Below are 14115 nucleotides of genomic sequence, written 5' to 3'. Positions count from 1 at the left end.
TGAGGTGATTCGGCGGGATCTCTGTGACGGAGGTGTCATCGAATTGGGCGAGTTGTGTGGGTGAGATGGAACGGAATGTAGCGTTCACATGTCCGCCGGGCGACCCGCCGGGTGTGACCCGGGCAGTCCTCCCTGCGGCGTCCGCCTCGGCAACTCGCGTACCCCCGGGCGCAATCCGCCCGGCCGCCCAGGGCAGCTTACGTGGTTCGGCCTGCCGCCCGTCCCGGTGCGGGCACGGGGTCCGCGAAGCCGACCGTGAACTCCTCGGTTCCCGGGCCGGCCCCGGCGTCCTCGCCGCCGTGCACGGCGAAACTCAGCAGCCGCTCGCCCTCCGCGGTCAGTGCCCGCTCCTCGTCGCCGCTCAGGCGCCGCCCGAAAGGCGTCACCGTCAGCACCGCCACCCGCTTCTGCGGCTGCTGCACCTTCCACGTCCCCCGCACCCTGCCGTCCACCAGGATCGTGCCGGGCACCTGTCCGTTGCGGCTCGCGATGGTCGCGCGGGCCTCGTCGTCGATGACGCGCGTACGGTCGGCGTGGGAGAGGACGAGGTTGTCGTACTCGGCCACGAAGCGTACGGGCAGAGGCAGTTCGGGATCGGGCCGGGGCGCTTCGGGCAGATCGAAGAGTTCCCGTCCGCCCTCGCTGAGGAAGACACGCAGTTGCGGGCGCAGCCGCTCGAATACCTCCCCGAGACGGGTGAGCCCCGACCAGGTCTGGGCGTCCAGCACGGACGCCGGTCCGTAGGCGCCCAGGTAGCGCAGCACCACGGACTCGATGTCGGGTTCGGGTGAGACCGGACGTCCCAGCCAGGACTCGATCGTCTCGTAGGTCGGCCGGCCCGGGACACCCCACAGGCCGCGCGGCGGGATCTGCACCACGTCGCACAGGGCGCGCGGCGCCTGCGCCAGCGCGTCGGAGTCGTGGTCGGGCCACCGTTCGCCGAGCAGCCGGGCCAGCTCGCGGGCCGTCCGCGGCTGCTCCCGCAGAAGGGCCAGGCCCGCGTCGGCGACCTCCCACATGTCCACACCTTCGAGCCGTCTGCGGTAGTTGGTGCGCATCAGCCGCTCGTAGATCCCCCTTGTCAGCGCACGCAGCTGCAGGCAGTCGGCGGCGCTCACCAGGTGCACGGTGCCGCGCATGACGCCGACCCGTACGGCCTGCCGGTCCCGCAGCAGCGCGGAGAGCTCCTCGGCGCGGAACCCGGCGAGCCGCGACCAGAGCGCGAAGTAGGGCGGCCGGGGGGCCTGCGCCTGGAGCCCGACCAGATGCTCGACGGCTTCGAGGGCGCTCATCTGCGAACGCTCCGCGAGGAGTTGGCGTGCGATCAGAGCACGGCCCAGAGCCCTGGGAGTGAGCGTGGCTGGGTGCATGAGGGGAGTCTGGCGGATCGTTCACCGGGGCGCCACGCGGCGTGGCCCGTACGGACGCAGGGCGCGGCGGCGGACGGAGCCGTCCCCGGAAGGTCCGGCCCGGCCGCGGTGGGGCGCGGCCGGGCCGGACCCGGTTCCAGGTGTACGGAGGCGGGGCGTCGCGGGGTCAGAACTCCACGTCGGAGCAGGCGTAGAACGCGTTGGCGGTGTCGGCCACCGTCCACACGCCCAGGATCAGGTGCCGGCCCGACTTGCCCTCGGGCAGCTTCCCTTCGCCGGTCCACTCCGCGGGCGGCTTCTCGCCGTTCATGGGCACCGTCAGGAAGGGCTCGGCCTCCAGGTCGGCGCGGGTGAGGGGCTTGCCCGGGTCCCAGCCGTCCTTGGTGACGTAGAAGCTGAAGTCCGTCGTCGAATGCATCGCCGTCATCGACCACTTGAAGGTGTGGTCGCTGCCCGCGGCGAGCTTGGTGGCCGGCCAGTCGCCGCCGCGCGGATCGTCGAGTTCCTTGAAGCCGGCGTTGCCGCCCGAGCAGATGGATCCGTCCTCGGGTCCCGCCTCGGGAAAGCCCTTGGGGCCTTCGACGCTCTGCGGCTCGTGCTCGATGGCTCCGCAGCCGGTGACGGTGCCGTCGGCGCAGTTCGCCTGGCGACTGGCCGGGTCGGTGCCGAAGCCGTGGCCCTGTGCGGGGCCGCCTGTGAAGAGCATGACCGAGACGCCGAGTGCCGTGCCGACGGCGGCCGCTGTGATCTTCTTGCGCATGTCGCTCCTGATGGTTCGTGGGGGGTGGAGTCTCTGCACGTGCAGCGGTCTAGACCAAGTCGGGAATCTAGCGCGCCGCTTCGGTAATGTCCAGACCAATGCCGGGGGCGGTCCGAAGGGAGCCGGAGCCGGGCAGGGCGGGCATCGCGCGACGGAGGAGGTGCCCGCGTGACGCGGGGCGGGGGCGCGGGGGTGCCGCCGGCATGCACCGGAAACGACGGAAGCCCCCCGCTCACGCGGAGGGCTTCCGTCTTGCGCTGTACGCCGTCAGGGACTCGAACCCCGGACCCGCTGATTAAGAGTCAGCTGCTCTAACCAACTGAGCTAACGGCGCCTGTCCGGCCTGCGAAGGCCGACGGGGGAAATACTACCCCCTCCGCGGGGGTGCTCATGACCATGATCAGATTGCCAGCGACAGCATGACGGGAGCGGCCCGCCGGCTCAGCGTCTCCGCCGCACGGCGAAGCCGGTGCGCGTTCTCGACGGGCAGGGAGAGCGCCAGGCAGCCCACGGACGAACCGGCCGTGACGGGCACCGCCGCGCACACCGTGCCCACCGCGTACTCCTGCAGGTCCAGCACGGGGACGGTCGGCGGCTGCCGGTCCAGGGTGTTCAGCAGAAGCCGTTCGTCCGTGATGGTGCGCGAAGTGAGACGGGCGGTCCTGTGCCGGGAGAGGTGGTCCTTGCGGCCGTCGTGGTCGAGCTGCCCCAGGAGGCACTTGCCGATCGCGGTGGCGTGCAGGGCGGAGCGGAAGTCGACCCATTCGTTGACCGCGGGGGTCATGGGGCTGTCGGCGAAGGAGGTGACCTCCAGCTCGCCGTCCTTGTACCGGCTGAGGTAGACGGCTGCGCCGACGGTGTCCCGCAGATCGGCGAGCGTCCGCCGGAGCCGCTCGTCCAGGGCCCGTTCGCGGTCGCCGCCGGAGCCCAGCAGGACGAGCGACTCGCCGACGACGTACGTGCCGTCCGAGAGCCGCTCCGCGTAGTTCTCCCGGCAGAGCATCGACAGCAGGTGGGCGAGAAGCCCCGGAGGGAGGCCCGTCTCCTGGGACAGGCCGGCCTCCGTGACGCCGTCCCGGTGCCCGGCTATCGCCTCCAGTACGCGCAGCGCATACCGCACTGAGTGGAACGGTGCGGTGTGCTCCGGCTTCAGCGCCACGACGGGCCTCCTTGGAGGGGTGACCGTTTGCGTCGCGACCGTCGCGGGCGGTCACGGTAGTCCTCACGATAGCGGTCAACAGGGCGGCCGATGGGGGGCGTTGTGCTTATTTGGCATATGCGGTTCCGCTGCGCGCGCCCAGATCCGGATGCGGACCGCTCCGCCTGCCCGGAACGCCGGACGGGGCCCTGTCCGCACCCGCGGACAGGGCCCCGGCACAGGGCGACCGGCGCTACAGCACCGCGCTGAGGAACTCCCTCGTACGCTCGTGCTCCGGGTCGCTGAAGATCTTCTCCGGCGAACCCGACTCGATGACACGGCCCGCGTCGAACATCAGCACGTCGTCGGAGATGTCCCTCGCGAAGTTCATCTCGTGCGTGACGCACAGCATCGTGATGTCGGTGGTGTGCGCGATGTCGCGGAGGACGTCCAGCACACCTGCCACGAGCTCCGGGTCGAGCGCCGAGGTGACCTCGTCCAGCAGCAGCACCTGCGGCCGCATCGCCAGTGCGCGGGCGATCGCCACGCGCTGCTGCTGACCGCCGGAGAGCTGCGTCGGGTACTTGTCGATGTGCTCGGTCAGGCCGACCAGTTCGAGCAACTCGCGTGCGCGCTGCTCCGCCTCGTCCTTGGAGAGGCCCAGCACGTGCACGGGCGCCTCGGTGATGTTCCGCAGCACCTTCATGTTGGGGAAGAGGTTGAACTGCTGGAAGACCATGCCGATCCGCTTGCGGACCTCACGGCTGTGGCGCTCGCTCGCGGGCACCAGCTTGCCGTTCCTCTCCTCGTGGGTGAGGTAGTCGCCGGCGACCTTGATGGTGCCTTCCTCCGGCTTCAGCAGCGTCATCAGCAGCCGCAGGATCGTGGTCTTGCCGGATCCCGACGGCCCGATGAGCGTGACGTGCTTGCCGGAGGCGACGTCGAAGCACAGGTCGTCGAGGACGACGTTGCTGCCGAAGCGCTTGGTGACGTCCTTGAACTCGATCAGTGCACTGCCGTCGGCGGCCGGGTTCTTCGTTTCCTTCGAGGTGCTGCTGTCAGTGGACAAGTCGACGCTCCAGGGCTCTCATAAGCAGGGATGCCGGGTAGGCGATCAGGATGAAGACGATGCCGATGACCGTGATCGGCTCCGTCGGCTGGAAGGTCTCGGCACTGAACTGCCGTGCCTGGCCCAGCATTTCCAGCGCGCCGATGGTCGCGATCATCGGCGAGTCCTTCAGCATCGCGATGACGTAGTTGCCCAGTGCGGGCACCACACGGCGGATCGCCTGCGGCAGGATCACCGCGCTCCACGTGCGGCTGCGCGGCAGGCTCAGCGCGGTGCACGCCTCCCACTGCCCGACGGGCACACCGTCGATACCGGCGCGGTAGACCTCCGCGGTGTACGTCGAGTAGTGCAGACCCAGACCGATGACGCCCGTCACCAGGGCCGAGAAGGTCACGTTCCACTCGGGCAGCACGAAGTACAGGAAGAACAGCTGCACCAGCAGCGGGGTGTTGCGGATGAACTCCGTGATCGCCGTCACGGGCCAGGACACGATCTTCAGACTCGACCGCTGGGCCATCGCCCAGACAAGACCGAGCGAGAAGGCGATGAGCGAGCCCAGCACCAGCGCTTGCAGGGTGAGCAGCACGCCGTCCCAGAGGCGCGGCATGAACTCGCCTACTGCCGACCAGTCCCAGTTCATGCGGCACCTCCAGCGGTGGGAACGTCACTCGAGGCGCCGGCCTGACGCGGCACGGTCACCTGGCGCCGGACGCCGAGGCTCTTCGGCGGCGGGGCCTGGCCGATACCGGCCTTGGCGTGCCGCTCCAGTACGCGCATGCCACGGGTGAGGACGAAGGCGAGCACGAAGTACATCACCAGGATGATCGTGTAGACGGGCGCGCTCTCACCGGTCGCGTTGCGCACCAGCATCGCGCCGAAGGCGGTGTCCGCCACACCCATGATCGACACCAGGGCGGTGCCCTTGAGCAGTTCGATCAGCAGGTTGTTGGCCGGCGGGATCATCTCCGGCCACGCCTGCGGCAACACGATCTTGGTGAGCCGCTGCCACGGGCTGAAGCTGAGCGCGATGCCCGCCTCCTGCTGGGCAGGGGCCACGGCGGCCATCGATCCGCGGACGATCTCGGACCCGTACGCCCCGTAGGACAGGCCCAGGGCCAGGACGGCCGCCCACATGGGGAGCAGCTGCCAGCCGAAGGCCACGGGCAGGACGAAGAACATCCAGAACATCAGGACGAGTGCGGAGGTGCCGCGGAAGATCTCCATGTAGGCACCGGAGAGGAAGCGCACGACGCGCAGCCGGTGGGTACGTGCGACCCCGACCGCGAACGCCACGCCGGCTCCGAGCAGGGCGCTGAAGAACGTCAGCTGGACAGTGACCCAGACGCCCTTCAGCAGCAGCTCCCACAGACCCCAGGTAAGGTCCGTCATTTGCAGCGCTCCTTCGCGGTCTGGGTCGTCATCTCCTGCTCGATGAAGCCGAAGGGCTTCATGATGCGAAGGAGCTCACCGCTCTTCTTCATCTTGTGGAGCTCTTCGTTGAAGGCGTCGCGCAGCTTGGTCTCGCCCTTGCGGAAGGCGAACGCGCCGGTGCCCAGGTCGGGTTTGCCGTCCAGTTCGGGCGTGAAGGCCTTGGTGAACTCGGTCTTCCCGCTCTTGGACTGCCGCACGACGTTGCGGACGGTCACCGCGGTGCCCGCGAAGACGTCCGCACGGCCGCCCTGCACCTCCAGCAGGCCCGCCAGCTGGTCGGGGAGGAGCTTTATCTCGCTCTCCTTGATGCCGGCGTCCTTCGCGTAGTCGATCTCCGCGTAACCGACGCCTGTCGCGAGCTTGGCGCCCTTCTCGGCGATGTCCTTGTAGGTGTGCAGCCCCTTGGGGTTGCCCTTGCGGACGATGAACGCGTCGCGCATCTCGTACTCGGGGTCGGCGAAGAGGACCTGCGCGCAGCGCTCGGGCGTGATGTACATGCCCGCGGCGACCACGTCGAACTGCTGGGAGTTCAGCCCCGGGATCAGCGAAGCGAACTCGGTGGGCATCGGCTGGACGTTGTCGATGCCGAGCCGCCCGAAGATGACCCGCGCGATGGCCGGCGACGCCCCGGTGAGCTCGCCGTTCTCGTCGATGTAGCTGTAGGGCTGTTCACCGGCGATTCCGACCTTCACCGTGCCCTGGATCCTCATTCTCTCCAGCAGATCGCCCCCGTCTCCGGTTCCGGCGCTGGACACACGGCTGCAGGCCGTGGTGGCGCCCAGCGTCCCGGCCGCCGTCAGCGACGCCGCTCCGGCGAGCAGCGACCGGCGTCCGAGAGTTCTACCGGTTCTCCCGGTACTTCCCGTGTTGTTCCCTCGTGGTGGAGCCATGGGCGCGCAGCTACCCAGGCAACCAGAAGATATGCGGATCGTTTTCAGCCCTTGACCTGGTCGTTGCGGGCTTGACCGCTGCGCCACCATTGACACGGAAATCGATCCATCTCAGCACCACCCGGAGGCACGATGGCCGAGCGCTTCATCGAAGTGTCGTTGGACAAGCGGGGAGTGAGCTGTACAGCCAAACTCCTCGACGACCGCGCACCGATCACCTGCGAGGCCGTGTGGAACGCGCTGCCGCTGGGCGGTGACGTCTACCACGCGAAGTACGCACGCAACGAGATCTACGCGCTGATCCCGCCGTTCGCCCCGGAGGAACCGCCGCTGGAGAATCCGACGATCACCCCCATCCCGGGCGATCTGTGCTATTTCACCTTCACCAACACCCAGCTGAACACGTCCTCGTACGGATACGAGGCGGCAGCCGAGCAGCGGGGCGGTCAGGCCGCCCACGCCACCCGCTCCACGGTCATCGACCTCGCGCTCTTCTACGAGCGCAACAACCTCCTCATCAACGGCGACGCCGGCTGGGTGCCCGGGATCGTCTGGGGAGCCGTGGTCGACGGCCTCGACCGGATGGCCGAGGCATGTCAGGACCTGTGGCGGGCCGGTGCTCTCGGCGAGACCCTCAACTTCCGCCGGGCGTAAGGCACTTCGGAAGTCGTATGGGTGCCGCCCCGCGGGCGGCACCCATGGGGCGACCGCTCAGGGGGTGGCGCCCCTCAGCGCGGGGGCCGGGATCTCGGCGGCCCCCGCCTCGTACAGGGCGTGCGAGGCCCGGAGCACGAGATCGTCCCGGTGGCGGGCGGCCACCAGCTGCACGCCCATCGGCAGCCCCGCCCCGTCCACCCCGCAGGGCACCGACGCAGCCGGCTGCTGCGTCATGTTGAAGGGGTAGGTGAACGGCGTCCACTCCGTCCAGCGCCGGTACCCGGAGCCCTCGGGCACCTCGAGCCCCGCCCCGAACGCGGTGCCCGGTGTGGTCGGCGTCACCAGCAGGTCGTACGACTCGTGGAAGACCCCCATCCGCTTGCCCAGCGCCATGCGGACGTCCACCCCGGCCAGGTAGTCGAGGGCGCTTCGCGAGGCGCCGTCCTCGGAGATCTCCCGCAGCCCGGGGTCCATCGCCTCCCGCTGCTCGTCGGTGAAGTACTGGGTCACGCGGGCCGCTCCCGCGAACCACAAGGAGTGGAATGCCTCGATCGGGTCCTCGAACCCGGGGTCGGCCTCCTCGACGACGGCGCCCATCTCCTCCAGCTTCCCGACCGAGCGGCGCACGCCGGCGGCGACCGCCGGGTCGACCTCGACGCGTCCGCCGAAGTCCGGCGAGTACGCGACGCGCATTCCGCGCACCCCGTCCTTCACCGTGTCGCGGAAGCCGGCGTGCGGCGGCGCGAGCTGGGACCAGTCGCGGGCGTCCGGCTGCGAGATCACGTCCATCAGCAGTGCGGCGTCCAGCGCGTCCCGGGTCATCGGGCCGACGTGCGCCAGCGTGCCGAAGGCGCTGGCGGGATAGATCGGCACCCTGCCGTAGGTCGGCTTGAGGGCGAAGATCCCGCAGAAGGCGGCCGGGATGCGCACCGAACCGCCCGCGTCGGTGCCGAGGGTCAGCGGTCCCGCTCCGAGGGCCACGGCGGCCGAGCCGCCGCCGCTGGAGCCGCCCGCGGTACGGGAGATGTCGTAGGGGTTCCGGGTGATGCCGTGGCGCGGGCTGTCCGTCACGCCCTTCCAGCCGAACTCGGGCGTCGTGGTCCTGCCCACGAACACCGCCCCGGCCCCGCGCATGCGTGCCACCGAGGGGGCGTCCTCCTCCCACGGGCCCTCGGCGGAAGAGGACCAGGAGCCGCGCAGCGTCGGCCTGCCCCGCTCCAGCAGGATGTCCTTCACCGTCACGGGGACGCCTTCGAGCGGGCCACGGGGCTCACCGCGGCGCCAGTGCTCCTCCGATTCGCGGGCCTGGGTGAGAGCTTCGTCACCGTAGACGCGGACGAAGGCGTTGACGTGCGGCTGCACCTTCTCGGCCTGTTCGACCACCGCGCGGGTGACCTCGACGGGGGAGAAGTCTCCTGTCGCGTACCCGGCAACGAGTTGTGCGGCGGTGAGGCTGCTGAGATCCGACATGGCGACCTTTCGGGTGATGACCTGCGGAACCTCACGACGGCGTCGTGAGGCGTGAGCGGTACGCGGAGCAGGGGGTGGCGAGTGGAAGCGGGGCGTCACGGGAGCCCGGCGCACCGGGCTCCCGCACCGGGCTCCCGTGACGGGTCCCGGGGCGGGGCCCGTCACGGGCGGGGTGTGCTCAGGCCGTCGAGGGGACGTACCCCAGGCCCTTGTCGACCACGTTCAGCAGGGGCTCCCCGGCCTCCCAGCGGTCGAAGTTGTCGAGGAACTGCTCGGCCAGATCGTCCCGCCAGCCGATCGTGTCGCCGCTCATGTGCGGGGAGACCAGCAGGCCCGGCACGTCCCACAACTTGCTGTCCGAGGCCAGGGGTTCGTCCGCGAAGACGTCGAGGGCGGCTCCGGCGATGCGGCGCTCGGTGAGCGCCCGCTTCAAGTCCTCCTCGACCACGTGCTGGCCGCGGCCGACGTTGATGAAGTGGGCGTCGGGCTTCATGCGGGCGAAGGCCGCCGCGTCGAACATGCCGCGTGACTCCTCCGTCAGGGGTGCGACGCACACCACCCAGTCCGCGTCGCTCATCAGACCGTGCAGCGCGCCGCCGGCGTGCACCTTGCCGAAGTCGGGGTCGCCGGACCGTTCGGTACGTCCGACGAGCTCCACTGCGACACCCAGTGCCATCAAAGTCCGGCCGATAGCTCTGCCAATCGGCCCGGACCCGACCACAACCGCCCGAGTCCCCCCGACCCTTTTTGTCTCACGGTGCCGCCATCGCCGCTGACGCTGCAATTCCCAGCTGCCCCGGAAATCCTTGGCCATAGCAAGAGTGAGACCCGCCACGTATTCGGCAATGGGTTGGTCAAAGACACCTCTCGCGTTGGTGATGACGGTGTCCGGGGAGGCGCTCAGTTCGGGCAGCAGGCGGTCGACTCCCGCGCTCGGCGTGTGCACCCAGCCGGGGCGTGGCCCGTCGCCCGGCCAGGCCTGCCGCACGGCGTCGGAGAGGAAGTCCCACACCAGCAGTACGTCGGCCGTGGGCAGGTGCCGGGCCAGGGTGTTCTCGTCCGCGTGGACGATCCGGGCACGGCCCGAGAGCCGGTCGAGCCGGGGCAGCGGGTCGGCGTCGAGGACAAGGAGACAAGGCTCGGTCATTGGCAGGAAACCACTTCGAAACGAGGGGGCGGTTGACTGGGCGGGTCAGTTCAACTCGACGGCGGGAACTCCTCACAGATGCAAGGATTGACCACGGTAGGTAGCGCAAACTACCGTCGTCAATGAAGGCATCTGTCCCGGCGTTCCGGCTAATGCCGGCTTCTTTGTTTTTCCCTTCCGGCCTCAGGCCACCCCTCCGTTCTTTGGGGCTCAGCTAATGGATGTCTCCTTCCTCGGCGGACCGCAGCCACAACGCGGTGTCGGAATCGTCGCCCCCTTCGACTTCGCTCTCGACCGTGAGCTGTGGCGCTGGGTGCCCGACGATGTGTCACTGCACCTGACACGAACCCCTTTTGTCCCCGTCGAGGTGAGCCTCGACCAGGCCCGCCTCGTCAGCGAGCACGAGACGCTACGCGAGGGCGTACAAGCACTGGGTGCCGTGGCCCCCGAAGTGATGGCCTATGCATGCACCTCCGGCAGCTTCGTCGGGGGTACGGCCGGCGAGAAGTCGATGACAGCGGCCATGGAAGAGGCCGGTGAGATCCCCTCGCTGACCACGTCGGGCGCGCTCCTCGGCGCGCTCCGGGAGATCGGCGCCCGCCGCGTCGCTCTCGTCACCCCCTATACGAAGTCGGTCACCGACTCGCTGGAGGACTTCCTCGGCGAGGCCGGTATCGCCGTCACCGGCCGCAGCTATCTCGGGCTGACCCGGGAGATCTGGCGGGTGCCGTACCGCGACGTCGTCGACATGGCCCGCGAGGCGGTCTCCGACGCCCCGGACGCCCTGTTCATCAGCTGTACGAACCTGCCGACGTACGACGTCATCCCGCAGCTCGAAGCGGAGCTGCGGATGCCCGTGCTCTCCGCGAACCAGGTGACGATGTGGGACGCGCTGCGCCGTATCGGCAAGGAAGCGGTGGGGCCGTACCAGGCACTGCTGGACCCGGTCGCGCGCCGTGGCCCCGCAGCGATGACCCCCTCCGTGCCTGCTGCCGCCGCGGAGCCGGCCGCCCCCGAACCGGTGGAGGCACCCCGTCCGGTCGAGGCCGAGGCGGCACTGGCCGCCGCGGGTGCCGAGAGCGGCGAACCGCTCGAGGGATACGACCAGGGCTACCCCTCGGGTTACACGGACGAATGGGGAGGCGGCGGCCAGCCGCCCGTGTGATCTCCGGTCGTGCGCGCCGCGGACTGCGGGCGCACACGGGAACGACAACAGCAACGGCGCCGGACATCGAGTCCGGCGCCCATCCGTGCCCGCGTCCGCACGCACGTACCTTCCTCGTGCGTGCGGTCCGACGCACACAGCCGACCAGCAACCACCCGGCAAGGATCAAGAACGTTCAGGAGGCGTAGATGGCACAGGCGGCATCGCAGTCGCAGGCGGTGGGATTCCTCTACCCCGGCTACTCGGCCGAAGACGACTATCCGCGGCTCGAGCGCATCCTCGCGGACGCCGGATCCGACGTCCGCCTGCCGCTCGTGCACACCGACATCGGCGAGGACGCCCACCGTGCGGACGCCCTGCTGGAGATGGGATCCACCAAGCGGCTCGCCGCGAAGGTCGACGAGGTCAAGGAGCAGGACGTACAGGCCGTGGTCTGGGCCTGCACCAGCGCCAGCTTCGTCTTCGGCTGGCACGGTGCGCACGAGCAGGTGCGGGAGCTGTCCGCCACCGCCGGCCTGCCCGCGTCCAGTACGTCCTTCGCCTTCGCGCACGCCGTGCAGGCGCTCGGCGCGGAGCGTGTCGCCATCGGTGCGACCTACCCCGAGGACGTCGGTGAGCTCTTCACCGCCTTCCTCAAGGCCGCCGGCGCCGAGGTCGTCTCCATGCGCGGCAGTGGCATCATCACCGCCGCCGAGGTCGGCACCTGGGGCAAGGAGGAGGTGCTCGCCCTCGCCCGTGGCGGCGACCACCCCGAGGCCCAGGCCGTGCTGCTGCCCGACACGGCGCTGCACACCGCCGCCTGGATCCCGGACATCGAGGAGGCGCTCGGCAAGCCGGTTCTGACGGCCAACCAGGTCACCGCCTGGGAGGGCCTGCGTCTGCTGGAGCGGCAGGTGCGCTGCCCCGCACTGGGCAGGCTCTTCTCCTGACTCCGCACACCTGCCTGCTCCCCGGCGCACACCGGGGAGCAGGCAGGGAAGAGATCCGTGCCGCCCGCCGTTGACGTGCTGGAGACATCGGCGACGAGCGGAGGGCGGCACCCGTGGAGGACGTCAGCGCCACAGGCGGCAGTGACGAGAACGACGCCGGCGACGGCCACACCGGGCGGACCGGCGGCAGCAGCGGCAACATCCGGGGTGAGGCGCGCGGCAGCGCGCCGGTGCCGCTGTCCGTCCTCGACCTGGCCAACGTGGGTGCCGGTCACACCTCACGGGACGCTCTGCGCGCCACCGTGGAGACCGCGCGGCTCGTCGAGCGGCGCGGCTTCACGCGCTACTGGATAGCCGAACACCACTCCATGCCCGGTGTCGCCAGCTCCTCGCCCGCCGTCGTCCTCGCCCATCTCGCCGCCCGCACCGACCGCATCCGTCTCGGCTCGGGCGGCGTGATGCTGCCCAACCACGCGCCGCTCGTCATCGCCGAACAGTTCGGCACGCTCGAAGCCCTCGCCCCCGGCCGCATCGACCTCGGCCTGGGACGCGCACCGGGCACCGACGGGGCGACAGCGGCAGCCCTGCGCCGTACGTCCAGGCTCCAGGAGGGCGCGGAGGAGTTTCCGCAGCAGCTCGCCGAGCTGACCCGCTTCCTCGACGACGACTTCCCGGACGGGCACCGCTACTCCCGCATCCACGCCGTTCCGGGCCCCGTCCAGGGCGAGGCCGCGCGGCCGCCCCTGTGGCTGCTCGGCTCGTCGGGCTTCAGCGCCGAGCTGGCCGGCCGGCTGGGACTGCCGTTCGCCTTCGCGCACCACTTCTCGGCGCGCAACACGCTGCCCGCGCTCGAGCTCTACCGGGAGAGCTTCCAGCCCTCGGCCGTACTGGACGAGCCGTACGCGCTCATCGGCGCTGCCGCGCTCGCCGCCGACGACGAGGCAGAGGCCCGCCGTCAGGTCCTCACCGGTGCGCTGGCGATGCTGCGCCTGCGTACGGGACGGCCCGGCCTCGTACCGGCCCCGGAGGAGGCGGAGGCGTACTCCTTCAGCGCGGCGGAGCGCGACTTCGTGGACAGCTGGCTCGCCAACGTCACCCATGGCACACCCGACGCGGTACGCGACGGCCTCGATGCTCTGGTCAAGCGCACCGGAGCCGACGAACTGATGCTCACCGCCAACGTCCACACCCCCTCGGCCCGCGTCCGTTCCTACGAACTCGTCGCGGACGCCTACGACTTGCCCTGACGGACCCGCCGGCCGTCCGACGGTTCCGGCACGCCTCCGCCGCCTGCGCTCCCGCTCAGGAAAACCGCTACGGATGCGGGCGTCCACCGTGTTCCCATGAGCCCATGGTGTCCACCGACCGGTTGCTCGCATTCGCGGCGATGTCGTTCCTGTTGATCGTGGTGCCGGGGCCCAGCGTGCTCTTCGTCATCGGGCGGGCGCTGGCTCAGGGACGCCGAGCGGCGCTGACCACGGTGGTGGGCAACACGGTCGGGGCCTACGTGCTCGTGGTGTGCGTCGCCCTCGGGGTCGGCTCCGTCGTGGAGCGCTCGGCGCTCGCCTTCACCGCACTGAAGCTGGTGGGCGCCGCATACCTGATCCACCTCGGGGTCGGAGCTGTGCGCCGGCGCCGCTCGCTGCACGCCGCGTTCACCGGTGAGGCGTCGGCTCACAGCAGCCTGCGCACGCTGTGGGAGGGGTTCGCGGTCGGCGTGGCCAACCCGAAGACGATCGTGTTCTTCGCCGCCGTGCTGCCGCAGTTCGTCGACCGTGAACAGGGCGGCGTCGCGGCGCAGATGCTGCTGCTCGGCCTGGTCTTCAACGTCATGGCAGTGGTCTGCGACAGCGTGTGGGGAATCGCCGCGGCCACCGCGCGGGACTGGTTCGCCCGCTCGCCGCAGCGGCTCTCGCTGGTCGGCGGTGCGGGCGGACTCACGATGATCGGTCTCGGCGTGACCGTCGCCGCGACGGGGCGCAACGACTGACCCCTTCCTCTGACCCCTTCCTCAGTGCCCGTCGTTCCCTAGTGACCTGAGTCGGAGATTCGTTGGCAGTAGGCGGCGACTTTGTTGAGGATCTCGTCG

At 70.1% G+C, this 14115-nt stretch carries 14 protein-coding genes and 1 tRNA gene; 5 read left to right on the top strand and 10 right to left on the bottom strand.

The window, feature by feature from the left end:
* Positions 1 to 197 precede the first annotated feature (197 nt).
* The 8 genes from ACFPA8_RS26050 to ehuB form a co-directional block, all read right to left on the bottom strand.
* Positions 198 to 1370 carry a winged helix DNA-binding domain-containing protein gene (locus tag ACFPA8_RS26050; protein WP_386452439.1) on the bottom strand — a complete coding sequence of 391 codons (1173 nt, stop codon included), beginning with the start codon at positions 1368 to 1370 and terminating at the stop codon, positions 198 to 200.
* A 166-nt stretch (positions 1371 to 1536) separates the two neighbouring features.
* Positions 1537 to 2130, bottom strand: a complete 594-nt coding sequence (locus tag ACFPA8_RS26045) for a lytic polysaccharide monooxygenase auxiliary activity family 9 protein (RefSeq protein WP_386452437.1) — start codon at positions 2128 to 2130, stop codon at positions 1537 to 1539.
* A gap of 260 nt (positions 2131 to 2390) precedes the next feature.
* Positions 2391 to 2464, bottom strand: a tRNA-Lys gene (locus tag ACFPA8_RS26040).
* A gap of 66 nt (positions 2465 to 2530) precedes the next feature.
* Positions 2531 to 3289 (bottom strand): IclR family transcriptional regulator, encoded by a 759-nt coding sequence (locus ACFPA8_RS26035; protein ID WP_386452435.1) that lies wholly within the window; start codon positions 3287 to 3289, stop codon positions 2531 to 2533.
* Positions 3290 to 3521: 232 nt separating this feature from the next.
* The gene (gene ehuA, locus ACFPA8_RS26030; RefSeq protein ID WP_386452433.1) at positions 3522 to 4337 is read right to left on the bottom strand and encodes an ectoine/hydroxyectoine ABC transporter ATP-binding protein EhuA; all 816 of its coding nucleotides are present in this window, start codon (positions 4335 to 4337) and stop codon (positions 3522 to 3524) included.
* Positions 4327 to 4977, bottom strand: a complete 651-nt coding sequence (ehuD, locus tag ACFPA8_RS26025; RefSeq protein ID WP_386452431.1) for an ectoine/hydroxyectoine ABC transporter permease subunit EhuD — start codon at positions 4975 to 4977, stop codon at positions 4327 to 4329. The genes ehuA and ehuD overlap by 11 nt, the downstream gene beginning before the upstream one ends.
* Positions 4974 to 5726 (bottom strand): ectoine/hydroxyectoine ABC transporter permease subunit EhuC, encoded by a 753-nt coding sequence (ehuC, locus tag ACFPA8_RS26020; RefSeq protein WP_386452430.1) that lies wholly within the window; start codon positions 5724 to 5726, stop codon positions 4974 to 4976. Before ehuC ends, ehuD begins: the two co-directional genes overlap by 4 nt.
* Positions 5723 to 6658: an ectoine/hydroxyectoine ABC transporter substrate-binding protein EhuB gene (gene ehuB, locus ACFPA8_RS26015; protein WP_386452429.1), complete on the bottom strand. Its 936-nt coding sequence runs from the start codon at positions 6656 to 6658 to the stop codon at positions 5723 to 5725. Before ehuB ends, ehuC begins: the two co-directional genes overlap by 4 nt.
* Before the next feature lie 132 nt (positions 6659 to 6790).
* Here ehuB and ACFPA8_RS26010 point away from each other — a divergent pair, with 132 nt between their 5' ends.
* Positions 6791 to 7312: a DUF3830 family protein gene (locus ACFPA8_RS26010; protein ID WP_386452427.1), complete on the top strand. Its 522-nt coding sequence runs from the start codon at positions 6791 to 6793 to the stop codon at positions 7310 to 7312.
* 57 nt (positions 7313 to 7369) lie between these two features.
* On the opposite strand, the gene ACFPA8_RS26005 is transcribed toward ACFPA8_RS26010, so the two are convergent.
* Together ACFPA8_RS26005 and ACFPA8_RS26000 are read right to left on the bottom strand one after the other, a co-directional pair.
* On the bottom strand, positions 7370 to 8785 hold the full coding sequence (locus ACFPA8_RS26005) for an amidase (protein WP_386452425.1): 1416 nt from the start codon (positions 8783 to 8785) through the stop codon (positions 7370 to 7372).
* 178 nt (positions 8786 to 8963) lie between these two features.
* Positions 8964 to 9932, bottom strand: a complete 969-nt coding sequence (locus ACFPA8_RS26000) for a D-2-hydroxyacid dehydrogenase (protein WP_386452423.1) — start codon at positions 9930 to 9932, stop codon at positions 8964 to 8966.
* 217 nt (positions 9933 to 10149) lie between these two features.
* Between ACFPA8_RS26000 and ACFPA8_RS25995 the strand changes: the two genes are divergently transcribed.
* The 4 genes from ACFPA8_RS25995 (at position 10150) to ACFPA8_RS25980 (ending at position 14016) form a co-directional block, all read left to right on the top strand.
* Complete coding sequence (locus ACFPA8_RS25995) at positions 10150 to 11097, top strand: maleate cis-trans isomerase family protein (protein WP_386452421.1); 948 nt, start codon at positions 10150 to 10152, stop codon at positions 11095 to 11097.
* A gap of 188 nt (positions 11098 to 11285) precedes the next feature.
* Positions 11286 to 12026, top strand: a complete 741-nt coding sequence (locus tag ACFPA8_RS25990) for a maleate cis-trans isomerase family protein (RefSeq protein ID WP_386452419.1) — start codon at positions 11286 to 11288, stop codon at positions 12024 to 12026.
* A 200-nt stretch (positions 12027 to 12226) separates the two neighbouring features.
* Positions 12227 to 13273, top strand: a complete 1047-nt coding sequence (locus tag ACFPA8_RS25985) for an LLM class flavin-dependent oxidoreductase (RefSeq protein ID WP_386452635.1) — start codon at positions 12227 to 12229, stop codon at positions 13271 to 13273.
* A gap of 104 nt (positions 13274 to 13377) precedes the next feature.
* Positions 13378 to 14016, top strand: a complete 639-nt coding sequence (locus ACFPA8_RS25980; RefSeq protein ID WP_386452417.1) for a LysE family translocator — start codon at positions 13378 to 13380, stop codon at positions 14014 to 14016.
* Positions 14017 to 14115: the final 99 nt, after the last annotated feature.

The sequence above is a fragment of the Streptomyces ovatisporus genome (assembly GCF_042653885.1).
GTDB lineage: Bacteria > Actinomycetota > Actinomycetes > Streptomycetales > Streptomycetaceae > Streptomyces > Streptomyces ovatisporus.
The sequence above is the reverse complement of the archived record's forward strand: the minus strand, read 5'-3'. Positions and strand labels throughout refer to the sequence as shown.